The 23,858-nt window shown below is 51.1% G+C and carries 17 protein-coding genes; 10 read left to right on the top strand and 7 right to left on the bottom strand.

The window, feature by feature from the left end; genetic code table 11:
* Positions 1-63: 63 nt before the first annotated feature.
* The 6 genes from AC58UW_RS25260 to AC58UW_RS25235 all read right to left on the bottom strand — a co-directional run bounded on the left by AC58UW_RS25260 (position 64) and on the right by AC58UW_RS25235 (position 7,854).
* A complete protein-coding gene (locus tag AC58UW_RS25260; RefSeq protein WP_497423335.1) occupies positions 64-528 on the bottom strand; it encodes a VanZ family protein in 465 nt (154 codons plus the stop codon).
* A complete protein-coding gene (locus AC58UW_RS25255; protein WP_497423334.1) occupies positions 525-3,035 on the bottom strand; it encodes a S1C family serine protease in 2,511 nt (836 codons plus the stop codon). The genes AC58UW_RS25260 and AC58UW_RS25255 overlap by 4 nt, the downstream gene beginning before the upstream one ends.
* A 95-nt stretch (positions 3,036-3,130) precedes the next feature.
* Positions 3,131-4,000, bottom strand: a complete 870-nt coding sequence (gene fdhD / locus AC58UW_RS25250) for a formate dehydrogenase accessory sulfurtransferase FdhD (protein WP_497423333.1) — start codon at positions 3,998-4,000, stop codon at positions 3,131-3,133.
* Positions 3,997-6,354, bottom strand: coding sequence for an FdhF/YdeP family oxidoreductase (locus tag AC58UW_RS25245; RefSeq protein WP_497423332.1), 2,358 nt, complete (start codon positions 6,352-6,354; stop codon positions 3,997-3,999). Before AC58UW_RS25245 ends, fdhD begins: the two co-directional genes overlap by 4 nt.
* A gap of 467 nt (positions 6,355-6,821) precedes the next feature.
* Entirely contained in the window at positions 6,822-7,478 is a 657-nt protein-coding gene (locus AC58UW_RS25240; RefSeq protein WP_497423331.1) for a hypothetical protein, read from the bottom strand.
* A gap of 13 nt (positions 7,479-7,491) precedes the next feature.
* Positions 7,492-7,854 (bottom strand): Na-translocating system protein MpsC family protein, encoded by a 363-nt coding sequence (locus AC58UW_RS25235; RefSeq protein WP_161407062.1) that lies wholly within the window; start codon positions 7,852-7,854, stop codon positions 7,492-7,494.
* 373 nt (positions 7,855-8,227) lie between these two features.
* Between AC58UW_RS25235 and AC58UW_RS25230 the strand changes: the two genes are divergently transcribed.
* The 10 genes from AC58UW_RS25230 (at position 8,228) to dgoD (ending at position 21,393) form a co-directional block, all read left to right on the top strand.
* The gene (locus AC58UW_RS25230) at positions 8,228-8,674 is read left to right on the top strand and encodes a MarR family winged helix-turn-helix transcriptional regulator (protein WP_497423330.1); all 447 of its coding nucleotides are present in this window, start codon (positions 8,228-8,230) and stop codon (positions 8,672-8,674) included.
* A 33-nt stretch (positions 8,675-8,707) separates the two neighbouring features.
* Positions 8,708-10,471 (top strand): ABC transporter ATP-binding protein, encoded by a 1,764-nt coding sequence (locus tag AC58UW_RS25225; protein ID WP_497423329.1) that lies wholly within the window; start codon positions 8,708-8,710, stop codon positions 10,469-10,471.
* Positions 10,464-12,236, top strand: a complete 1,773-nt coding sequence (locus AC58UW_RS25220) for an ABC transporter ATP-binding protein (RefSeq protein ID WP_497423328.1) — start codon at positions 10,464-10,466, stop codon at positions 12,234-12,236. Before AC58UW_RS25225 ends, AC58UW_RS25220 begins: the two co-directional genes overlap by 8 nt.
* Before the next feature lie 695 nt (positions 12,237-12,931).
* Positions 12,932-14,281: an ABC transporter substrate-binding protein gene (locus tag AC58UW_RS25215; RefSeq protein WP_497423327.1), complete on the top strand. Its 1,350-nt coding sequence runs from the start codon at positions 12,932-12,934 to the stop codon at positions 14,279-14,281.
* Between the two features lie 93 nt (positions 14,282-14,374).
* Positions 14,375-15,259: a carbohydrate ABC transporter permease gene (locus AC58UW_RS25210; RefSeq protein ID WP_497423326.1), complete on the top strand. Its 885-nt coding sequence runs from the start codon at positions 14,375-14,377 to the stop codon at positions 15,257-15,259.
* Complete coding sequence (locus tag AC58UW_RS25205) at positions 15,256-16,071, top strand: carbohydrate ABC transporter permease (RefSeq protein ID WP_497423325.1); 816 nt, start codon at positions 15,256-15,258, stop codon at positions 16,069-16,071. Before AC58UW_RS25210 ends, AC58UW_RS25205 begins: the two co-directional genes overlap by 4 nt.
* 117 nt (positions 16,072-16,188) lie before the next feature.
* The gene (locus tag AC58UW_RS25200; RefSeq protein WP_497423324.1) at positions 16,189-17,949 is read left to right on the top strand and encodes a sensor histidine kinase; all 1,761 of its coding nucleotides are present in this window, start codon (positions 16,189-16,191) and stop codon (positions 17,947-17,949) included.
* Positions 17,946-19,562, top strand: a complete 1,617-nt coding sequence (locus AC58UW_RS25195) for a response regulator (protein ID WP_497423323.1) — start codon at positions 17,946-17,948, stop codon at positions 19,560-19,562. The genes AC58UW_RS25200 and AC58UW_RS25195 overlap by 4 nt, the downstream gene beginning before the upstream one ends.
* A 17-nt stretch (positions 19,563-19,579) precedes the next feature.
* Complete coding sequence (locus AC58UW_RS25190; RefSeq protein WP_497423322.1) at positions 19,580-20,212, top strand: bifunctional 4-hydroxy-2-oxoglutarate aldolase/2-dehydro-3-deoxy-phosphogluconate aldolase; 633 nt, start codon at positions 19,580-19,582, stop codon at positions 20,210-20,212.
* Positions 20,213-20,244: 32 nt separating this feature from the next.
* The gene (dgoD, locus tag AC58UW_RS25185; protein WP_497423321.1) at positions 20,245-21,393 is read left to right on the top strand and encodes a galactonate dehydratase; all 1,149 of its coding nucleotides are present in this window, start codon (positions 20,245-20,247) and stop codon (positions 21,391-21,393) included.
* A 112-nt stretch (positions 21,394-21,505) separates the two neighbouring features.
* Here dgoD and AC58UW_RS25180 read toward each other — a convergent pair whose 3' ends face one another.
* Positions 21,506-23,851, bottom strand: coding sequence for an S-layer homology domain-containing protein (locus AC58UW_RS25180; protein WP_497423320.1), 2,346 nt, complete (start codon positions 23,849-23,851; stop codon positions 21,506-21,508).
* Between the last annotated feature and the right edge of the window lie 7 nt (positions 23,852-23,858).

Below are 23,858 nucleotides of genomic sequence, written 5' to 3'. Positions count from 1 at the left end.
TTAAAATGAGCCTCCTTAAATTGAAATCGTTACAAGGGCTATATTGAGGCAATTGGACACATTTTATACCCTGTATTTCATTTCAACCTGGTCGGAAGCATTCCGTCTTTTGAAAACCACAAATATGCTGTAGGCCAGACTTGCCCCTAAAACGTTCAAAATCAAATCATCCACATCCATGCTCCCCACTTTGAGCAGCATCTGCAGCAATTCCAAGCCTACCAGCGGACAACCAAAAAGCAGTAGAAACGCCCTGTACCGCCTCGCCGCCCTAAACAAATACGGCAGCATCCATCCGTACGGCATGAAGACACCTACATTGCCAAATAAATTGATAACCCACGTCCGCGTTGGAAATAGATCGGCATGCCGGATATACATCCCAATGGTCCTGAATGGAACTACATTGTAGTTATAGTCGAAATGTCCCCCGCTGCGCCCGAAACCCACAAACATCCAATACAGCAAACAACTCGTGTAGCCGATAAAAAGCAACCACACAAGCTGCCGGACAAACTTCTTCCTCATTTGTTCACCGTATCCAAGAACTTGAGAGAGGCAAAAGCTTTATTCAACCGAGCTTCATTAGCCTCCGTTCGAACGGCTTCGTCCATACGCAGCGTAACGGTATAGGAAATCTGATTTTGACTGAAAATGTACGTTGTTTCCTTATAAGGAACTTTGGCACTGACATACTTAACTTCGTATTTCTTCGCCTTCACAGCACCTAGTACAGTGGTCTCCTCATCCGTATAGGCATATTCACTATCGCTATCATGACTCTTCTTCTGCGCAGCGTCTTCTTCTTTTATCCTATCTTCATAAGAAGTTTTGGTATCAGCGTCGATCGTCAAGTAGCCCCCAGTGAACAGGAAGGATTTGCTCACCTGATCTTTGTTGTCATATGACTTGCTGCTTGTCCACATTTCTGGAATTTGCAGCGTGTATTTATACTTCTCATTCTTATAGGTAATGGTACGATTCGGATCGATCAGCTCGTCCAGATCTTGAATGAAACCAAGTTCTTGATCCATGTTGTCTTTATCCACTTCGATCGTGGAGGTCAAGGTGTGCATGAGATCATCCAACTCAGCCCCCTCTTCATCCTGCGGATAGCTGACTTCGAGTTCGTACTTATACTTATCCTTAATGAAAAAGAGGGAATATCCCGCGGTCCACTTGTTGCCGAGTGTTTCTGCATGAGCTGTCTTTAAAGCAGGAACGCCAGCCAAAGTAAGCTCCTCAGGATCGGCGATCTTACGATATTTCTGCACATATTGCGCTTCAAGCTGCTTGCGTTCACGATCAGACCACGCGGCTAGCGTATCGCCGGAAGAAGCCGAGGTAACATGGACTTGAAGCGATTCGGAATAATCCGCATTAAAGAAGGATGAACTTCCGGAATAACTGCTTTTCTGCCAGCTGGAGGGCAGTGCAAAGGATAAGCCGTACTCATTCGTATAGTTGGTGTTGCCATTAGAATAAATCGAAATATCCTTAAGCGATTCATCCTGCGCATTAAAGGAAAGTTTGAAGGAATCAAGCAGATCATTATAGCTATTTTGTTTAAAATCGTTGTTATAGTGATCTTTCGTTACAAATAATTGCACTTTGTATAAGCGTCCTTGGTGAAGGTAACCGCGGGTTTGAAGATAGCCCTCGTCCCCGGAGCGGCCGACAATCTTGGCAAACGGACTGCCTTCGCGCTTCACGTATTGACGTTCCAGAATGGTGGATGGCGTCAAATCGTCATAGTCGTCCTCTTCACTGCCGGTCAATTTGTTCAAAAGCGCCGACGGAGATAGCTCATCGCTCTCGTTATCAACTTGGATGGATAGGGAGAACTCCCCTTTGGCATCCATGAAGCTAACCGAATCTCCCTCCTCCGACTGATGCCCTTTCACTAAGCCTGCCGGGTATTTCATCGACCATCCGAAATGACTGTCGCCGATCTTTGTTTTACCGCGGTCAGCGTCCAAATCAAACCCCTCTGCGTCTTCCTTCCACTTCGTTTCGGGATGGAGCACTTCACCCAGCGTGACAGACTTCGTTACGGCTGCCCCCTCTGACTGAAAGGTAATATCCACTTTCTCATCCGGCAAATACTTCTTAATGGCCTCATTGTAATCGACCAGCGTCTTCACTTTGTTCGCACCGATGGAAACTACCAGATCATCCTGCTCAATACCGGCTGCTGCCGCTGGTGAATCCGGGTCGACATAGGCAACCCGAAGGCCTGTGGAGCTAGGTAAGCCAACGACGGCCTCCCAGCTTTCTTCAAGCTCCAGCCCCAAATAAGGGCGTTTCACTTTCCCGTACAATTGAAAATGCTTCAACACATATTTGACGGTGTCCACCGGAATGGCAAAGCCAAGATTTTCAACCCCGAAATCGGCATATTTCATTGTATTAATACCGATAACTTCACCTTTCATGTTAATCAAAGCGCCCCCGCTGTTGCCAGGATTGATCGCCGCATCGGTCTGAATGAGCTGATATTGCGAGCTCACCGAGCGGTCAAGGCCACTGACGATCCCTACTGTAACGGAATTTCGCAAAGCGAAGGAAATCGGCGTCCCAATAGCCGCGACGGTTTCTCCCACTTTAATGTCCGAGGAAGAAGCGAACGTCGCGGGCGACAGGCCTGAGGCCTCGATTTTGACCAAAGCCAAGTCGCTCTCCTCATCGATATTCGTTGCATGCCCGTTATACGTAGTGCCGTCTGATGTGACGACTACGATATTTTTCATATCTTTGACAACATGCGCATTCGTCACGATGACGCCATTGGATTCGACGATCACGCCTGTACCGTGTGCAAGATTAAACCGATTTTTCTCTAATGCTTTATCTGAATCGTAGGATGGTTTGCCGATAATCGCAACAACGGATGGTGAAGCTTTGTCGATCACCTTAGGAACCTCGGCATTGATTTCGGCTGCATACGAACGCGAAGGCCCCTGCAGGGAAACAAGCAAGAAGGCTGCCAGTAACGCTGTTGCCCCTTTTTTAGCAACTGTATTCCAATTCCCCATGACAGTCTTCCTCTCTTAACAATATATGACAGTAGCTAGAATCTAGCATATTTGTGATAGAGAGACAATACAAATTTTCCCACATAAAAGGGGCTTTATCGACATTCCGTTATGCGCTGCGGGTGGGTGTAAACGGTTAATTGATCCCTTCGGATGAAACCAACGACTGTAATCCCTAGATCCTGCGCTAATCTAAGCGCCAAGTCCGTTGGGGCAGATTTCGACAGCAAAATGCCGACTCCGATTTTGGCAGCCTTAAGAACAACCTCGGAAGAGACCCTCCCGCTAAAAGCAATCACCTTATCTCGAACGGATATTCGCCCCCTGAGCAAGTGACCGTAAATTTTATCCAAAGCATTATGCCGACCGATATCGGACCTGCTCAAGAGAAGCTCATCCGCTGTGCACAGCGCTGCATTATGCAGCCCACCCGTAGCTCGAAAGTCCGCCGACTGCTCCTGCATCAGGTTCATAAGATGAAAACATTGCTGAACGGTAATCTGAAGATTTGTGCGAACCGTTTTGGCCGTACGGGCGTCATTGTGAAAATAAAACTGACGGCTTTTGCCGCAGCAGGAGCCGATGAATCGTTTGGACACCATCTGCCGGCTTAGCTGGTGCAGATGCCGCAGCTTCACATGTGCGAAGCCGCGTTCCACCTCCAATGTGAGCGACTCGATCTGATCGACGAATCGAATCAGACCCTCGGAAGCAAGAAAGCCGGTAACCAAATCAACCGTATCCGTTGGTGTGTACACCAGCGTTGCGAATTCCTCGCCATCCACCTTGATCGTTAACGGTGTCTCTGTCGCGATGGTGTCCTCTTGAGGGAGAATCTCCGTGCCGTTATAACGATAAATGTTCCACGTTGTCGTTGAAGAAAGCCCGGACTCTGCTGACTTTGCAGACCCCGCATGGCCAACAGATTCAACCTGTTCCTGCTCGTTATCCATCGTCTTCTTCACCCCGCTTCGATCTCCAGCTCTTCAATCCGTTTCTCGACGTATCGTGTGTCTTTGTGGGCATGGTACGTTTCTGCCTTCTCCACGATAACCGTTGTATTGTATTCGGGGATGCCGGCATGCGGCTCATAAACGCCTTTCGGGATCAAGCTGTTCCCTTCCGGCCAATGGACTTCAATATTACCGGTTTTGATCTCGGCAAATTTGACCCGGCCGTGCATGCTGCCGAACCGGTTGTAGACCACTATCGCCTCCCCTTCACTTAGCGCAAGGGGCGCCGCATCCCCGGGATGGATCAGCACATCGTAGCGATCCGCTTCATTGAACGGATCGATGTCGCTGTAGATCATCGAATTGAACTGCTTGCCGCGCCGTGTCGTCACGGCAAAATGCCCCTCCGCCTTCCGCAGCTGCGGAAGCTCGATCGGCAGCAGCGCGCCGCGGCCATCCGGCGTCGGACAGACGCCGTCCTCGCACAGCCACGCGCCGCCGTATTGAAACACATCACCGCGCTCACGCAGGTGCTGAATGCCGTTGTAGCTTGGCGCGGCCAGAGCAATCTCCTCGCGAATGGCTTCGGCGCTGCCACAGCCGAGATGCTGAGCGGCTGCCTCGGGCTTCACGCGGCGGGCCAGATCGGCATAGATCGCCCACTCCGCGCGGGCCTCGCCGATCCGCGGGCCGGCGATCTCGGGCGAGAAGTACACCATCCGTTCCGTCGAGGTGGACGTGCCTCCCCCGGGCTGCTCGTAGCGCGTCATCGCGGGCAGCACCACCACAGCCTCCCGCGCATCCAGCAGCGTGGAGGTGTTCAGGATGATGTCCTGGTGAACACGGATATCAACAGCCGTTAGGGCTTCACGGACGAACGCCGGGTGAGGCATCGTCTCCAGGAAGTTGCCTCCGGATGTGTAAAACAGCCGAAGCTTCCGCTCCTGTTCCTCGGGCAGGAGCGCGTTCTCCAGGGTGACACCGACGATGTCACCCTGCCAGCTCGGCAGCGCGAAGCCCCAGAGCTGCTCGATGCGGCTGCGGTCGGCGGCGCTGCTCATGTCGCCGCCGGGCAAGGAGAAGGGGTCCGCGCCCATTTCGCCGGAGCCCTGCACGCCGCTGTGGCCGCGGATGGGCATCAGCCCGCAGTGCTCGCGGCCGAGAAAGCCCCGCAGGAGGGCGAGATTCGCCACCTGCGAGATGTTGTCCGTGCCGAAGCGGTGCTGTGTGAGCCCCATGCTCCACACGAAAACCGCGGAGGCGGCACGCGCCAGCAGCTGTGCGAACTCGCGCATGCGTTCGCGGGAAAGCCCGGACGACTGCTCCAGCGTCGTCCAGTCCTGCTGCGCCACGTGGGCGCGCAGCTGCTCGTAGCCGTTCGTGTGCGCCTGCACGAACGCATGGTCGATGGCGGAGCCGGGCACGGCCTCCTCCATCTCGAACCATTCCTTCATGACGCCGTTCATGAAGGCAATGTCTCCGCCGATGTTCACTTGGTACACATCGTCGGCGAGTTTGGTCCCGAATAGCGCGGATTCGGGAATGGAAGGGATCCAGTACTGCTCCATGGAGGGCTCGTAGTACGGGTTAATGACAATGATCTTCGTCCCTTTGCGCTTGGCCGCATACATATACTTCGTCGAGACCGGCTGATTGTTAGCGGCCACACTGCCCCAGAACACAAGGACGTCCGTCCCGATCCAGTCCTTGTAATTACATGTTGAAGCACCGACGCCGACGGAGCGCTTCAAGGCCGTCTTCGACGGCGAGTGACAGATGCGCGAGGCATTGTCGATGTTGTTCGTGCCTAGCAGCCTCGCCACCTTGGCCGCTGCATAATACGACTCGTTCGTGATCCCTCTAGCCGTCAGATAGAAGGCCATCCCCTTCGGGTCAATCGCCCGCGCCTTCGCCGCGATGGTGTCCAGCGCCTCATCCCATGTGACGCGGCTGAATGTCCGCTCCCCGTGCCGGCGTATGAGCGGATAGGGAATACGACCGAGCTGCCTTAGCTCCGTGCTGCTCATGCGGCTCAGCTCGTCGATATCCGCATGGAGCAGCTCCTCGCGGATTGCCGGCATCGTATTCAGCCGAAGCACGTTCAGCCGTGTCGTGCAGAGGTGCGGTCCCGCCAGCGTCTGGTCGTACAGCCCTGACACACCCAGTGCACACCCGTCGCACACCCCTTGTGTCAATATCCGATAGGCATAAGGGAGATTATCTCGATTCTGCCAGGCAATCTTAGCTGTTTCCCGAATATGCTGCGGCTTCACTTTGCCCAGCCCGAACGGTACTTTGCTGACCCACAGCTTCGGATCAGGCTTTGCGGGCAGCTTGATTGGCCCGGTGTGCTTCGTTTTTCCCATGATAAGCAGCTCCTCTATTGTGTTATCGGATTGGTATGATGCAAAAAACCACCGCAAAACACGCCCTGCAAACCTCCTTTTCAAGAAAGTCACAAGCGATGTTCTACAGTGGTTAGTCTCCGGCAGGTTCGCTACCAAGTGCCATGCACTTTTGTTATGTATATGTCATTCTTAGCTAATCTTGCCTCGGGAGGTATGCTTGCCTTTGCGTTTGAGTCTGTATTGGCGGACGTTTTGTGGTGCCCATGTATGGAAGTCACGCTCCCAAACTGCAAAAAGTACATCAAATTTAGGCTGACTACGTATTATTTACATTGAATCCTGCAAAAAGTACATCAAAATTGGAGCCAACGCTCTATTTGTGGCTACAATCCGTATTTTTGCTGTATATAATACACGATTCACTCTCAAAATCGCAAAATTGCGATGTTTTGCTGCACTTTTTACATGATTGTACAGGTTCAGCTTTAGCAGGCCTGGGGTCTGTGTTTGCGGTCTGGTGTCTGGTGTCTGCGCTCTGCGGTCTGCCGTCTGCCGTCTGCCGTCTGCCGTCTGCGCTCTGCGGTCTGCGCTCTGCCGTCTGGTGTCTGCGCTCTGCAGTCTGCCGTCTGCCGTCTGCCGTCTGCCGTCTGCCGTCTGCGCTCTGCGGTCTGCTCTCTGCCCGTCTGCGCTCTGGTGTCTGCGCTCTGCGCTCTGCCGTCTGCCGTCTGCCGTCTGCGCTCTGCGGTCTGCTCTCTGCCCGTCTGCGCTCTGGTGTCTGCGCTCTGCAGTCTGCCGTCTGCCGTCTGCGCTCTGCGGTCTGGTGTCTGCTCTCTGCAGTCTGCAGTCTGCGGTCTGCCGTCTGCCGTCTGCGGTCTGCCGTCTGCCGTCTGCCGTCTGCGGTCTGCCGTCTGCCGTCTGCGGTCTGCGCTCTGCCTTCTGCGGTCTGCGCTCTGCGCTCTGCGGTCTGCCGTCTGCGCTCTGCGCTCTGCGGTCTGCCGTCTGCGCTCTGCGCTCTGCTCTCTGCCGTCTGCGGTCTGTGCTCTGCGCTCTGCGCTCTGCGCTCTGCCGTCTGCCCTCTGCGCTCTGCGGTCTGCGCTCTGCCGTCTACGCTCTGCGGTCCGCAGTCTGACAAGGTTCCTCATGACAGATCACGGCCTACTTCCCGCCAAACTTCCTCTCCAGATCCTGATCAAAAACGAATACCGACATCCCCAAATCCTGCTCAATGTCGATGTCAACGAACAGTTGGACGAATTTCGCGCCTAGCAGCTCCTCCATCTCCACAGGGGGATGATCACGATACATCTCTTTGACCATTTCCGTGCGAGCCGTGCGGAGCATTTGTCTGCCATCGCCCGTCTTCGCCATAAACTTCTCCACCGGTGATAGGTTGCCAGCCATCTCGCAGATCGCCCAGCACTTGCAAAAAGTCGTCGTCACACGCTCCGGCCCTTTGCCCATATGCCTTTTGCGATAAGCCTTGACCAGGTTACTGAATTCGGCCTCCATTCGGTTCATTCGGCCAGCCACCTTTATGTTTGCTCCTTCAATCATAGCAAGAAAGCGCATACCTGACTAGAGGGAGGCTACGCGCACGGGGGGCCACTCCCCCGTTAGTCGTGCTCCTCTTCATCCCATCTGCGGGAGTACGCCTTCCGCGTTACCCAGAACGTTGCTCCAAGTATGATAACAAGGGCAATTACGCCCAAAATAATAGCAGCGGTCATTCCTTCCACTCTCCTTTTATACCTTATCTATACAATACCTGAAAAGCGTGGAGCCGTGCAAAGAGCATTTTACAAGGCAGGAAGAAGTGAAATCGTGTATTGACAGGATTGAGCTGCGTATCTAAGATATTAATTAGTCACCTAACAAAAGGGAGGATATAACGTTGTCGCGTCACCCTAATCAAGAATCTCTCACACATATGATGTCTCATTTGCTGAAAATGCACCGCCGTACGATTGATCAAATCATTCATCCGTATGACGTTTATCCCGGGCAACCGCCTTTGCTCCTTGCCTTGTCCGCCGAAGACGGACTCAGTCAGCGCGAGCTTGCCGCGCGCATTCACAATAAGCCCGCAACATTAACGGTTATGGTTGACCGCATGGAGAAAACAGGCCTTGTAGAACGCCGGCCTGACCCTACGGATCAGCGAGTTACACGCGTTTATTTAACCGATAAAGGCAGGGAAGTCACCATCCATGTCAAGCAAGCCATTAAGGCGACGGATGAGTTGACCTTTTCGCATTTTCTGCCTGAGGAAATCCTCTTATTTCGCCGTCTGCTGCTTCAAATGCAGGAGAATCTGCGCCCGAAAGAGGAAGAAAATTAGTTAGCCACCAAACAAAAGAAAGGATTTCTTGCGATGTGGAAACTGCGATCATTTGTTAAACCTTATTGGCTGATCACCTTGCTTGCCCCCTTGTTGATGGTGATGGAGGTCTGGATGGATCTAACTCAGCCCCGCCTGATGGCGGCCATTGTGAATCACGGCGTTGCGGATGGTAATCTCGCACTGGTTTGGTCGACGGGCTTGCGCATGTTAGGCGTTGCCTTCATCGGCCTTGTCGGCGGGGTGGGCTGTACGTTTTTTACAGTGAAAGCTGCACAGAACTTCGGCGCTGACCTGCGGCTCAGCGTATTTGAGAAGGTGCAGTCCTTCTCGTTCCGGCAGTTGGATACTTTTTCAACCGGATCGCTGATAACTCGCTTGACCGGCGATGTGATGCAAATGCTGAACATCCTTCAAATTCTACTGCGTCAATTCGTACGCGAGGCTTCGCTGCTTATTGGCAGCATCATAATGGCGATTGTGATTTCGCCGCGGCTTTCTTTGATTTTGCTGGCCGTCGTCCCGATTCAATTCCTTATTTTATATGTGCTGATGAAACGATCTACACCGCTCTTTCGGTTGATGCAGGCGAGGCTCGATCGCGTTAACACCGTTATGCAGGAAAGCACCTCAGGCATTCGGGTGATCAAAGCTTTCGTGCGTGCCGCTTTCGAGCGAACCCGTTTCGGCAAAGCCAACACTGCCCTGCTGGACGCAAGTCTTAGCTCCGCCCGCGCCCTGGCTACAAGCGGACCGCTGATGACATTAATTTTGAACATAAGTATTGTTGCGGTTCTATGGTTCGGCGGCGGACAGACCTGGAGCGGCTCTATGGCAATTGGCGACTTGGCCGCTTTTATCATCTATATCACTCAAGTACTCTTTTCGCTGGTTTCAATCAGCAATACGCTGATGAATATTTCCCGCGCCGAAGTTTCTGCTGAGCGAATCCGTGAAGTATTGGATACCGAACCTGATATGAATGAACCCGTGCAGGAGAGGAATGAAGATGGAGTACAAATGGAGATGAATTCACCTATGCTAGGCTGTGAGTTGGAATTTGAGCATGTCTCCTTCGTGTATGATTCGGCTCCCGACCAGCCTGTCCTCGAAGACATCTCTTTCAAGGCGCTGCCAGGCCAAACGATCGGGATTCTTGGAGCGACCGGCTCCGGTAAATCCACGCTTGTCAGCTTGATCCCACGGCTCTATGACGCAACAAAAGGCCGCATTCTTTTGGGCGGCGTTGATATTAAAGAGATACCCGTCGAACAGCTGCGCAGCCAAATTGGATTCGTCCTGCAGCAGTCTATCTTGTTTAGCGGTACGATACGCGAGAACCTTCTTTTCGGCAGGCCCGGGGCCTCTAAGGCCGAGATCGAAGCAGCCGCCAAGGCAGCGGAAGCGGATAGCTTCATTCGCCAGCTGCCTGAGGGATACGAGGCGAAGCTGGGACAGCGCGGCGTGAATCTGTCCGGCGGTCAAAAACAGCGCATAGCGATTGCCCGAGCTCTGCTCCTGCGCTCGCCGCTCCTTGTGCTGGATGACAGCACCAGCGCCATTGATCTTGGCACGGAGAAGCGCATCCAGCGTTCCCTACAGCACTTGATGGCCGGCAGCACGCGCATCATTATCGCGCAGCGCGTCTCATCGGTGCTGCACGCCGATCAAATTCTTGTTCTCGATGAAGGACGCATCGCCGCACGCGGAACACATGAGGAGCTGCTGACGACAAGCGCCATCTATCAAGACATTTACCGCTCGCAGCAAGGAAAGGAGACTGCCCTTCATGGCTAAAAAGCAGACACCGCCGCGCGCCCGACATATCGGTGCGACCCTCCTGCGCATGTGGGGTTATCTTCAGCATCAACGTACAGGGCTGCTCACTGTTATTATCCTTACGGTCCTCGGCAGCGGACTTGCACTGCTCGGGCCTTATTTGATAGGCGTCGCCATTGATGATTACATCGTACCTCGTGACAGCAGCGGCTTGCTTGGACTCTGTCTCCTTTTGCTTGGCTGTTATTTGTTCAGCGGAGCGGCTACATGGATTCAATCGTATGTCATGGCGGGGGTATCTCAGCGGACGGTATGGGAAATGAGGCAGGATCTGTTTCGCCACCTCCACAAGCTGCCGATTAGTTATTTTGACAAAACCTCTCACGGTGAGCTTATGAGTCGCACGACGAATGACGTCGATAATGTAGCAACTACGCTCAGTCAAAATTTAACGCAGATCATTACAAGTATCGTGATGATTGCCGGTTCTTTTATCATGATGATTACTTTGAATATCTGGCTTACTCTCATTACGTTGATTACGGTTCCAATCGTTCTATTCACAACGAAGCAGATTACGAGGCATACCCAGCGCCTGTTCAAAGAACAGCAGCAGCGGCTCGGCGAGCTCAATGGCTTAATTGAGGAAACCATTTCTGGTCAAAAGGTCGTCAAAACGTTTCGCCGTGAAGCCGCGACAGTTCGCCAGCTGGGTACGATTAACAAGCAGCTCCGCACTGCCGGTACAGGCGCTCAGCAGCTATCGGGAATGATGGGACCTAGTATGAATATGATCAATCATTTCAGCTTCATCATGCTGGCTGCCATTGGCGGCTGGATGGTGCTCAAAGGTTGGACGATGGTTGGCGTTGTGATCAGCTTCCTCAACTATTCCAGGCAGTTCAGCCGCCCCATCAACGATCTCGCGAATCAGTATAATATGATTCAGTCCGGTATCGCGGGGGCCGAGCGTGTGTTTGAAGTGATGGATCGCGAGACGGAATACGATTCAGCGGCGAATGCTGTAGAGCTAAAGGAGGTTAAGGGCGAGGTTGTCTTTCAAAACGTCTCCTTCCGCTATACCGACGATGTGCCTACGCTAAACGATGTTACGTTCGTCGCGGAGCCCGGCGATTTGATCGCTTTAGTTGGCCCGACGGGCGCCGGCAAAACGACGATCATCAACCTGCTGACCCGCTTCTACGATGTCGGCGAAGGCTCCATCACCATCGACGGCCGCGATATTCGCAGCCTCGATAAGGACAGTCTGCGCAGCCGCCTCGGCATCGTGCTGCAGGATGTGTACCTTTTCTCGGATACGATCCGAGAAAATATCCGCTTCGGCCGTCTGGACGCGACGGACGAAGAAGTGGAAACCGCCGCGAGGCTTGCCAACGCGGACGGGTTCATTCGCAAGCTGCCTAACGGCTATGACGCCATGTTGACCGCCGGAGGCGGCAACCTGAGTCAGGGCCAGCGGCAGCTGCTCACGATCGCGCGGGCGATTCTCGCCGACCCCGCGATTCTCGTGCTCGACGAGGCGACGAGCTCCGTCGACACGCGCACGGAACTGCACATCCAGCAGGCGATGGGCGTTCTGATGAAAGGGCGAACGAGCTTCGTGATCGCCCACCGGCTTAGCACGATTCGCGAAGCGAGTGCGATTCTGGTGATCCACGGCGGCGAGATCGTGGAACGGGGCACGCATGAGGAGCTGCTTGCGCTCCGCGGGCATTATTATGACTTGTATGCTAATCAATTCAGCCAGGTTAGCTCGCTTTGATAGGTAAAGCCTTCCTTGCGGGGAAGGCTTTTTTGTGTTTTGGAGTGTGTCCCTTTCCATGCTCCATGCTCGAGGTTACGCTCAGTAGCAGCAATACATGGAAAATCTACCGTTATTCTGCGCTATTTGGTCGCAGGAAGGTGATTAACAGTAGAAACTCCATCTAAATCGGAGGTAGCTACCCGAAATCGGCTATATGTGCAGTTATTAACGGTAGAAAATGGAGTTAATTGCTAAAAAGTCGCTCAGTAGCGGAAAGTAACAGGAGAAATCGGCGTTAATTACAAGTAACCTATCTACTTAGGTGCCTCGCTTCAGTTTTGCGCTACTTAGGTGCCTCGCTTCAGTTTTGCGCCACTTAGGTGCCTCGCTTCAGTTTTGCGCTACTCAGTTGCCTCGCTTCAGTTTGCGCTACTCAGGTGCCCCGCTTCAGTTTTGCGCTACTCAGATGCCCCTCCAGGTTGCCCCCCATTTAGGCGAGTTAGCAGCATTAGATGGAAATTTACCGTTATTTCGCGTCATTTGATCAAGGATGTTTTTGGAAAATCAAACTCGGGCACCCTACCCTAACGCGAATTACCTTCAGCCGTAGTTATGCATCTTAAATCTTAGTTATATCTACACCCTACAGGATTCAGGTACTCTTAGAGATGTAAACACAGTCATTTCTAAGTACATGGGAGGTCACATATTAGATGAAAAAATCACTCAAGCAATGGATTGGTGTTGGCACAATAGCTGTAATGGCAGTAGCGGTATTAGCGGGCTGCGGCAATACAGCAAACACGGCACAGCCATCTACTGCGCCAAGCGCCGGTGCAGCTGCAACCGCTAACGCGAAGCCATACGCAGGTAAAACGATCTCGCTCGTAACGGCCAACCACCCTTGGGCAGATGCCATTAAGCCCTTACTGCCGGATTTTGAGAAGGAAACAGGCATTAAAGTGAATGTCGAAAGCTTTTTCGAGGATCAGCTCACGCAGAAGCTGACGGTTCAATTCACATCTGGCTCTGCAACGCCTGACGTTTTCATGTACCGTCCGCTTCAGGAAGGCAAGCTTTTCTACAAGAACGGTTGGGTACAACCTTTGGATGACTATGCTCAAAAAGCGAAGGATTACGATTTTAACGATTTCTCCAAATCAGCTATCGGCTCCACAACGGTCGAGTCCAAATTAGCGGGCATTCCGATTATTACGGAGCAAGAGATTTTGTACTACCGCAAGGACTTGCTGCAAAAGGCAGGCATCGCCGTACCGAAAACGTTAGATGAGCTTAATGCTGCGGTGAAAAAACTGCACGATCCGAAAAACGAGATGTACGGATTCGTCGCAAGGGGCCAGCGTTCTCCTCTTGTAACGCAGGTCTCGTCCTTCCTGTACTCGGAAGGTGCGGACTTCACGACAGGCGAGAAAGCCAGCATCAATACGCCTGAAGCGATTAAGGCCTTTACGACCTACGGCACGCTGCTTAAAGATTACGCACCTCCAGGTGTGCTTAACATGTCCTGGCCGCAGGCCTTTGGTATTTTCGCACAAGGAAAAGTCGCTTTCCTGACGGATGCTAACTCCTTGTACCAGAACGCAACGGATCCAGCCAAATCCAAAGTAGCGGATCAAGTCGGATTCGCTGTATTCCCTGGCGGCAAAGCGGGCTCCAAGCCTTACAGCATCACATCTTGGGGACTTGCTATGAATGCCAAATCCGGCAATAAAGATGCGACTTGGGCCTTCATCCAATGGGCAACAAGCAAAGATGTTGTGTTGAAAACACAGCAAAAAGGCAACCCTGGCGCCCGTGCTTCGGTATGGGATAAACCAGAAGGCACGACCGGATTCCCTGCGGAGCTAGTTCCGATCATCAAGGAAAGCGCCAAAACGGGTGTTGACCACGACCGTCCAACGGTTATCAGTGTAGGTGAAGCCCGTGATGCAGTTGGCGAAATCGTGCAAAAAGTGATGTCCGGCGAAACCAACATAGGGCCGGTTGCAGATAAAGCTAATCAAGCGCTGCAAACAATTATCGATAAAGACAAAACGAGATAAATAGGCGTTTGAGGGTGAAAAGGGTCATCTGATGACCCTTTTTCCTTTCATACAGCTCCTTCCTATACGAACCATCAGAAAGGGTGACTTCAGGTGCAATACAGCTGGTTTAACCGCAACTTAAAATGGATCTACACGCTTCCTGCCGTCATCTTCGTCCTGCTGATGATGCTGTTTCCAATCATCTACACGGTCCGCATCAGCTTCTACGAATGGAGCATGTCCGCTACGTCGCCTCCCCTATGGGTGGGCTTAGCTAACTACACGGCCTTATTAAAAGACGAGCGCTTCTGGCATGCAGCAGGCTCGACGTTTTATTTTACCTTTGCAGCACTCGCTTTGGAGGTTATCCTTGGCATCGCCATCGCTTTACTCCTATCCAGAGAATTTCACGGGAAGAATCTCGTCAAAACGGTTTTCCTGCTCCCGATGGTCGCAACACCCGTTGCCATGGGCTTGGTCTGGATGCTGATTTATGAGCCGACAATCGGCGTTGCCAACATGATGCTCAAATCGTTAGGACTCGAACCGCTGCTATGGCTGGCTTCTCCCAGTCAAGTCATTCCGTCCCTGGTCATCGTAGATGTCTGGGAATGGACGCCGATGATCGCGCTCATCATTATGGCCGGGCTCGCTACACTGCCAACAGATCCTTATGAAGCCGCTGATGTAGACGGCGCAAGCACATGGAGAAAGTTCGTTTCGATCACACTTCCGCTTTTAAGACCAACAATAATCGTGGCAGCTATGCTTCGTTTAATCGATGTTTTGAAAACATTCGATATCATCTACGCTACAACCCAAGGCGGACCGAACTTCGCTTCGGAGACGCTCAATCTTTACGGCTATGTACTCGGCTTCCAATACTTTAAGCTCGGTATGGCATCGTCCCTGCTTGTCATTTTCTTCGCGTTGGTGATGGGCCTCACGTTATTTATGATCTGGATGCGTAAACGAATGGAGGGAGCCACTTCATGAAGAAAAAAAGAGGTTCACGGTTCCTGCAAACCCTGCTCACCTTCCTTGTGCTCATCGTATTTGCATTCCCGTTTGTCTGGATGCTGCTCGCCTCCTTTAAAACACAATCGCAAATTTTGTCGACAGGCCAATTGTTTATTTTCAAACCGACTTTTCACAACTATGTCAGCGTATTCAAGGAATACGATTTCATGAAATTCATCTGGAACAGCTTCCTCGTTGCTTTCGGCTCGACGCTGCTTTCCCTTATCCTAGGCCTTCCGGCCGCTTATGCCATTGCAAGGCATCACCTTCACAAGCTCGGGCTTCTCATTCTAGTCGCGAGGATCATCCCAGGGATTACGTTCCTGATCCCTTGGTTTATTTTATTCTCCAAAATCCATCTGGTGGACACGTATACCGCACTCATTTTAAGTCATATGCTCGTCGGTCTGCCTTTCATTATCTGGATTATGATCTCCTTCTTCGAGGCGCTGCCGACGGAAATTGAGGAATCCGGCCTTATTGACGGCTGTACGCATCATCAGGTTTTCTTGCGGATTATTCTGCCGATCTCCGGGCCTGGTGTCATCACGGCATCTCTGCTTTCTTTTATCTTCTCGTGGAACAATTTCATGTTCTCTGTCATCCTTGCGGGGGACAAAACGAAGACGCTGCCGATCGCCGTATTCAACTTCATGTCTTATTCGGAAATCAACTGGGGCGCTCTTATGGCTGCAGCATGCATCATTACGCTTCCGGTACTAATCATCGCCTTAGTCTCACAGCGCTATGTTGTCAGCGGACTTTCCGCAGGTGCTGTTAAAGGTTAATCCTGAAGGGTTACCCCTGAATGCAACTACGAGAGAGGTTCCATTCATTTGGAGGACTTCTCTCGTAGGCGTATACTCTAAGTTATAACGCTTAGATGACCCGGAAGGTGATTTGACATGCCCTATAAACTTAATATTTTTAGCAAAATCTTAATCATGTTGATCTTATTGCTCATTCCTATCGTGCTGCTGTACAGCTATACGAACCGGATTACGAACAACGTTGTGCAGGATCAGATCCAATCGTCGAATTTAAATCAGCTCTCCTTCTTCATGCATCAGCTGGATGCAGATGTGGAGCGGCTTGCCATGTCCCCCGTCATTCTCGGGAGCGATCCTTATATGAGGGAATATATCAATCGCAGCGATTCACCCGACTATGATGTGCTGAAAGAGCAGTCGCGTATGATTCAAAAGCTTAGCTTGCAAAGTGTCTCAAGCGGCTGGGTAAATGAACTCACGGTTGCTATCCCCAAGGGGAAGCAGGTGCTTTCCTCCAGTATTTTCGTCAACGGCACTGATGTATGGCCTTGGCATCGAGCCATTCAACGCACTTGGACGTTTGAGGTACGGGAAGGCGACAAAGGGATTGGATCGTTCATCCGAGAGATTAGCGAGCCGATTCGCGCACAGACGGTAGATCAAGCAAATGTGCTCTATCAAGTAAGGTTCAGCGTTCAAAACATGGTGAATCTGATGGACGTGTACAAGCAGGACAAACGAAGCGATCCCTTTTTGGTGGATGGCAGGAACGCCTTGATTGTGAACAGCTCTTCCAACCAGCAGATTACGAATGTAATTCGAGAGCGGCTTGCCCTAGATGCGGACCTTCCCAACTCCGGTCAAATCCAGTTTGAGATCAATCGCCAGCAGTATTTGATTAGCTATGTGAAGTCCACACAGCTAGGTTGGTATTTAGTGGATTATGTGCCAGTTGAGAAAATACTCTCGCCCATTACCATGACGCGTAATTTGTTCTACATCACTATTGGGCTTCTACTCGTTATGAGCGTGCTAGCTTCTTTCATGCTGTACCGGAATGTGCAAATCCCGATTGGTAAAATGATGCAAAGTGTGCAAAAGGTGAAGCGCGGTGATTTATCTGCCCGCATCCACTACAAGGCCAAGAATGAATTTGATTTTCTCATTCAACGTTTCAATGAAATGGCCGAACAAATTCAAGTGCTGGTCGAAGATGTTTATGCCGAGAAAATCCGGTCCCGCGAGGCGACCTTGAAGCAGCTGCAATCGCAAATTCATCCGCACTTTCTGTATAACTCCTTGTTTTTCATTATCAATTCAGCCGAGATGGAGGACAAAGAGTCTGTCGTGGCTATGGCGCAAAATTTGGCCGAATTCTACCGCTATACGACCAGGGTTGAGAAGCAAGCCGTTAAGCTGGCAGACGAGCTCGACTTGGTCGGCCACTACTTGAATATTCAGCACCTGCGCATCCATCGTCTGAAATATGATATCTCGGTTCCCGCGAACATGCTGGAAGAATGGGTTCCCCGGCTGATCCTTCAGCCATTGGTAGAGAACGCTATCCTCCATGGCATCGAACGCAGCGTGGAAGGCGACCGTATCACCATAACCGGTGAGCAGGATGAGAGCTGGAACCGCGTCATTGTTGAAGATAACGGCGCGGGGCTTAACGAGGCGGGACTAGCTAGGCTGCTGGAACAGCTGCATTCACCGATGTCGGATGATATTGGCTGCGGCACTTGGAATGTCCACCACCGGCTGTATTACCAATTCGGAGAAGGATCAGGGCTTACTTTCTTTCCCGGTGAAAAAGGAGGCTTGAAGGCTGTGTTAACTTGGAAGCGCTGTGCGCAGATGAACCTTCCAGAAGCTGACGGGGAGAGCAAACGATGATTCAACTTTTGATCGTCGATGACGAGGCTCATGTTGTAGATCGGCTTCATGCCACCATTGACTGGGCATCCCTTGGGATTGAACAGGTGTTCAAAGCTTACTCAGGCAAAGAGGCGTTAGAGCTGCTCGAGCAATTCTCCATCGATATCGTCCTTACCGACATTCAGATGCCGGGGATATCCGGCCTGCAGCTTATTGCGGAAATTAACCGCAGATGGCAGAAAACAAAATGCATTCTCTTATCGGGTTACTCCGATTTCAACTATGCCAAGGAAGCGATTCTCCAAGGAACCGAAGACTATTTGCTAAAGCCTGTTACCGAACAGGATTTGCTAGCTGCTGTCGGTCGGGTCATGGAGAAGCTTCAGAACGAGTGGCAGGAAGTTTTTTCTAAGCAACGTCTTAGCTATACGGTCAAAGAGAACCTCCCTTTGCTGCGCGGCAACTTACTGAGCGACCTCCTCCAAGGGCGCAAGCTCTCTGAGCAATCCCTGCGGGACAAAATGCAGATGCTGGAGCTTCCGGATTTCCAAGAGCACCCCTGCGTGCTGATGATGATTCGGCTGGAGTCGGATTTTCTGGAGTACGATATGAGCCACCTATCTCTTATGGAATATGCCATCAGCAACATGGTCGAGGAGTTGTTTGCGGAGAAATTTGATAGCTGGCATACGAAGGATGCTCATGATTATTTGATTTTTGTGATGAAAAAGAAGCCGTTGACTGCGGATCAAGAGGACTCCTCTTGGCTCGAACGAACCGCCTCTGTGCTGCAATCTGCTGTAAAAAACTATTTAAAAGGGAAAATCTCCATTCTGCTAAGCAGTTGGGGACCATTTCCCAGTGAAATTACAACTCTGTACAACGCCTCTTTGAGCGCTTTTCGCAAACAAATTGGCAGCGAACATGAGCTGTTGATACGGCTCGGGGATGAATCTGTCCAGCCAGAGCTCTCAGCGCTCCAAAGACTGTATGAACCGCCTACGCTCAATCATCTTCTGGAAGCCGCCCGTTGGGAGGATACCGAGGATAAGCTGACTCTGATTTTCGACGAAATGGAGGCGAAATTCTCCGAATCGCAGGAGCATTTGCTGGAGGTTTACTTCTCTGTAGCGTCTGCCTTTGCCTATATTGCTCATAAAAATGGCCGGCCTCTGCACCAGCTCATTGGCGGTGATTACGACCGGATGACCGAAGGCATCCCCTTTCGTACGGTCAACCAGCTGCGCGAATGGACGATTCGTTCCTTGCATCGGATGAGGGAAGACATGGATCAGGAGCGGAAAAACAGCAGAGTCACCCTGATTAATGACATCAGATCCTTTATCGATCAGCATCTGGCCAGTGACGTTTCGCTGCAATCCATTGCCGATCATGTCTTTTTGCATCCCGTGTACGTGTCTAAAATCTATAAGCTGGAAACCGGCGATAACCTCAGCGATTATGTCAACCGCGTCCGGATGGATCGCGCCGCCTATTTGCTGAAGAACGGTCACGATAAAATATACGAAATTGCTACACAGCTCGGGTACCAACGTCCCCACTCCTTCAATCATGCTTTCAAAAAGCATTACGGCATGACCCCACAGGAGTATCGCGATCAATATTCTTAGAAACGGAGGTGTGGTGAATGAGCTCAGATGTTTTGCAGCAGCTAATAAAATCTAAAGTCATTGCGATTATTCGCGGCATTGAGTCCGCGCAGGCACAGCCTCTGTTTGAGGCGCTTGCTGCCGGCGGTATCGAGCTGGCAGAAGTGACACTGAATACGCCGAATGCGCTGCAGATCATCCAGATGATGCGCAAAGAGTATGATGGCCGCATGGTGATTGGTGCCGGAACCGTGCTGAACGCCGCATATGCGGATGAAGCGATTAGGGCCGGCGCACAGTTCCTGATTTCCCCGAATGTGGATCAGGGTATGATTGAAAAGGCTTTGGCTAGCGGCGTGCTTCCGATTCCAGGAGCCTTTACCCCGACTGAAATTGTTCAAGCTATGAACTTCGGCGCATCGACCGTGAAATTATTCCCCTGCTCTAGCCTTGGCCCTTCTTATCTGAAGGAGATAAAAGGGCCGCTGAACGATGTGAACCTCCTCGCTGTTGGCGGGATCACGAAGGACAATGCTGCCGCTTATCTCGAAGCAGGCGCTTTTTCTATCGGCGTAGGAGGAAGTTTGGTTTCAATTAGCGAAATCCAAAGAGAGAATTATAAAGCGATTACACTATATGCCGAGCAGCTCATGGCGGCAGTAAACCAGTAAGACATTCTAAGTTATGGGAGAGGAAATAGACCATGAAGATTACGAAGTTAGAACTGTTTAAGGTGCCGCCAAGATGGTTGTTTTTGAAAATCGAAACCGATGAAGGCATTACTGGATGGGGCGAGCCGATCGTTGAGGGGAAAGCGGATACCGTCGCAGCCGCTGTCATGGAAATGAGCGAACAAATCATCGGCAAAGATCCGATGCGGATCGAAGACATGTTTCAGGTGCTGTACCGCGGCGGTTTCTATCGCGGAGGGCCTATCCTGACAAGCGCGATCTCCGGGATCGAGCAAGCGCTTTGGGATATTAAGGGGAAATTCTACAATGCCCCTATTTATGATTTGCTAGGCGGTGCGTGCCGTGAGCGCACACGCGTTTATTCATGGATAGGCGGCGACCGTCCGAGCGACGTCGGGCTGGCGGCCAAACAGCAGGTGGCCGCGGGCTTTACAGCCGTGAAGATGAACGCCACGGAGGAAATGCATTACATCGACTCGCTCAGCAAGGTGGACGAGGCTATCGCTCGCATTGCCGCTGTCCGCGAGGCTGTCGGCCGAGATGTTGGTATCGGCATCGACTTCCACGGTCGCATCCATAAGTCCATGGCCAAAATCCTCGTCAAAGAACTGGAGCCTTACCGTCCGATGTTCATTGAAGAGCCTGTCTTGCCGGAGAATAATGAAGCGCTTAAAGAGATCGCGCGCCATACCTCATGCCCGATCGCAACCGGCGAGCGTATGTACACGCGCTGGGGCTTCAAGGATCTGTTGGCGCAAGGATATGTGGACATTATCCAGCCCGATCTTTCCCATGCTGGAGGCATTCTGGAGACCCGCAAAATCGCCGCGATGGCAGAAGCCTACGACGTTGCGGTTGCGCCGCATTGCCCGTTAGGCCCTATCGCTCTGGCATCCTGCTTGCAGCTTGACACCTGCTCCCCGAACGCTTTCATACAGGAGCAAAGCTTGGGTATCCATTATAATCAGGGCAGCGACCTGCTCGATTATTTGAAGGATCCGGCGGTGTTCCAATATGAAGACGGCTTCGTCAAAAATCTAACCGCTCCGGGTCTCGGCATCGAAATCAACGAGGAGAAAGTTCGTGAGATGGCCGCTATCGGGCACAATTGGAAGAATCCCGTTTGGCGCCAAGCGGATGGTACGGTGGCTGAGTGGTAGGCCCTTTCCAAAGCTAAGGTTGAACGTTGCGTGAGAGAAAAAAATAGGCACATATCGAAAAAGGAGCCGCGCAAAGTTTGCGGGCTCCTTTTTTATATATTGCTTGGAAGTGTTATTTCAACTCTGCAATGAATCTCTCTACTTCACCATTTGGTGTAGTCACCAATTCGTAGACTCTGATGGACACATTATTTTTAATTTGGTCTTGGGACAAGTTGCTGAAGCTCAGCGATTGAGTACCGCTCACCAAACGATTTGTTCCGGTGAAAGGGAAGGAACTCGAGCCCAATGAACTTCCAGTACCATCAACCAATTCAAATTTCAATTTGGAGAAGTTATTATCTACAAGGACTTCAGGATCACGTGTAATGTCCATATCTAAACTTAATTTATACATATAAGATATGGCCGGAGTCGTCATAGTCAGTTGAGATAATGTCCAGCTTTTGATGTTCAACTTGAATGGATATAAAGATATATTGTTATGATCATTATCGCTTTGCGTGCTGACAGTATAGCTGGCAATCGTAGATTTATAAGTAGAAGAACCATTAGCCGATTGTCCTTGTGCGGCCCCTGACAGGACTCCCTGCACATTCAATATATACTGTTCACTTTGGTCAGTCGATGGAATGGTATAGCCATAGCTAACTACGACTCCTGTTCCGGGAGCAATATCCGAAGTGCCCATGGTTTGACGGCTTCCTGTGTAGGTGTGGCCATCTTTCCCTGCTAATTCCGCGGCAAAAGCCGGTACTGGAATTGGCTTATCGCCTTTATTGATCAGTTTGAACTTAGCAAGGCCCGTTTTATTTCCGGTTTCTTCGTTATTCGTTACATGCAATTCTTCCAGTGAGACAGCCAGATTGGGATTGATGAACTCATTGCCTTGCTCGAATACCATCGGTGTACCAAAGGTATAATTGCCTCCAGATGGGACTGTGCTTGTATCTGTTCCTCCATTAGCTGGAAGTCCGAATCCGATGCGACCTGTGTAATATTGAATCGGTGTTGTCTGGCCTTGTTTCAAGAAGCTTTCAGGCGTAAGAACATAGAAAGCATTCAACTTCGCATTCGTATCCGCGGTAATCGCAAAATGAATATATTTCTGCTCGCCGGCATTGAGACTTATCGGGGATTCTTCAACTCTTTTACCAATAAAAGATTGCCCATCCGATTTCCCGCTGAGCGTAAAGTCTGGAACGGTTTCTGCATAACTACCTGCATTCTGGACTTTAACCTGTACGATATAGGTTGGTGATTGCCCAGTGAACTGCTTGGACAAACTCGTAGCGGAATATTTCAGAGATGAAGTCACACCTGGAATGGTGAAGGTGGCTCCCCACCCTCCCAAGAGAGCAGAGTCCTTAATGACAGCATCATTACCGCGCCATACAATCGAATTAACGGGAGAATCTGCAAGCAGCGTCTCCTGCTTAGGATATACTTTTTGATTCACATCGATCCAAAGGATATCTGTCAAATTCACGTCCGACTTTACATTGATATCGGTCATATAGCTAAGCGTCACATCGCTCTGCGGCAAAATCGAACGAGCATTGCTTGCGCTTGGCAATAGCGTATAGTCCGTGCCGTCTGCCGTTTTGACACGGAGTTCATAATCGGGAATCCGTATCGTCGAATTGGACGAATTGGTCAGCTTAACGACAGTTCCGACTCTCCAACCATCTGTTGTTTTTTCCTGCAGGACACTCTTGACTTGAGCCTGTGAACCACCTGGGAGACTGTAAGCTTTCAAATCCTCAGCATGGATTTCTGTATGCTGGCCGGAGGACGAATTCCCCCCGTTAGCTGCAAATTGCTGCTTCGCTGCATAAGAAGAAGTAACCAACAGATCGCGCGTCGCAGGTTGGATTCCCCCGAATGTACCGTCAGCCTGGTTCCCTAACAAGTTCAATTGAATAGCCAAAGCCGCATAGCCTTTGGCCCAACTCGAAACAGTGCTATCATTTACCGCTGCAGTCCCTTTAGCTTCAGCATCCTTGTTCAGTCCCCGAATTAGGAATGCGGCTAGCTGTTCTTTTGTAACTTCACCTGCTGGGTTGTATGTGCCTTGACCGAAGCCCTCGGTAAGGTTAGCAGCTTTCAGCGCTTCGATGTAAGGCAGGGCATAGCCGTTAGCCGGATCTGTAGGGCTCACATCGCTGAAACTAGATACCTGTAAAGAAGAATCTACCTTCAATCCGAAGATTAGAGCTGCCACTTTGGCGAATTGCGCACGGTTCATTTTATCATGAAGGCCAAAAACGCCATTACTTACTCCATCAAAGATACCTGCGGAAATCATCGCATCAAACTTCGATTTGGTCCCCGCATCAAGCTGATTTAAATCACTGAAATCCGCAGAGGATTTAGGGGCAGTCGCACCTAGAGCTACAGATGAAAACAAAGTAAGGGCCATAGCTGTGCTCACGATAACGGATAAATTTTTCTTCATTTTGTAC

The organism is Paenibacillus sp. J22R160, assembly GCF_059692135.1.
Note: the sequence above shows the minus strand (reverse complement) of the source record. Positions and strands in the feature narration are given on the sequence as shown.

Bases quoted from the DNA above. Each gene is read 5' to 3' on its own strand.
- AC58UW_RS25260 (WP_497423335.1), bottom strand. From the start codon at position 528: ATGAGGAAGAAGTTTGTCCGGCAGCTTGTGTGGTTGCTTTTTATCGGC.
- AC58UW_RS25255 (WP_497423334.1), bottom strand. From the start codon at position 3,035: ATGGGGAATTGGAATACAGTTGCTAAAAAAGGGGCAACAGCGTTACTG.
- AC58UW_RS25245 (WP_497423332.1), bottom strand. From the start codon at position 6,354: ATGGGAAAAACGAAGCACACCGGGCCAATCAAGCTGCCCGCAAAGCCT.
- AC58UW_RS25240 (WP_497423331.1), bottom strand. From the start codon at position 7,478: ATGAGGAACCTTGTCAGACTGCGGACCGCAGAGCGTAGACGGCAGAGC.
- AC58UW_RS25235 (WP_161407062.1), bottom strand. From the start codon at position 7,854: ATGAACCGAATGGAGGCCGAATTCAGTAACCTGGTCAAGGCTTATCGC.
- AC58UW_RS25225 (WP_497423329.1), top strand. From the start codon at position 8,708: ATGTGGAAACTGCGATCATTTGTTAAACCTTATTGGCTGATCACCTTG.
- AC58UW_RS25220 (WP_497423328.1), top strand. From the start codon at position 10,464: ATGGCTAAAAAGCAGACACCGCCGCGCGCCCGACATATCGGTGCGACC.
- AC58UW_RS25215 (WP_497423327.1), top strand. From the start codon at position 12,932: ATGAAAAAATCACTCAAGCAATGGATTGGTGTTGGCACAATAGCTGTA.
- AC58UW_RS25205 (WP_497423325.1), top strand. From the start codon at position 15,256: ATGAAGAAAAAAAGAGGTTCACGGTTCCTGCAAACCCTGCTCACCTTC.
- AC58UW_RS25200 (WP_497423324.1), top strand. From the start codon at position 16,189: ATGCCCTATAAACTTAATATTTTTAGCAAAATCTTAATCATGTTGATC.
- AC58UW_RS25195 (WP_497423323.1), top strand. From the start codon at position 17,946: ATGATTCAACTTTTGATCGTCGATGACGAGGCTCATGTTGTAGATCGG.
- AC58UW_RS25190 (WP_497423322.1), top strand. From the start codon at position 19,580: ATGAGCTCAGATGTTTTGCAGCAGCTAATAAAATCTAAAGTCATTGCG.
- dgoD (WP_497423321.1), top strand. From the start codon at position 20,245: ATGAAGATTACGAAGTTAGAACTGTTTAAGGTGCCGCCAAGATGGTTG.
- AC58UW_RS25180 (WP_497423320.1), bottom strand. From the start codon at position 23,851: ATGAAGAAAAATTTATCCGTTATCGTGAGCACAGCTATGGCCCTTACT.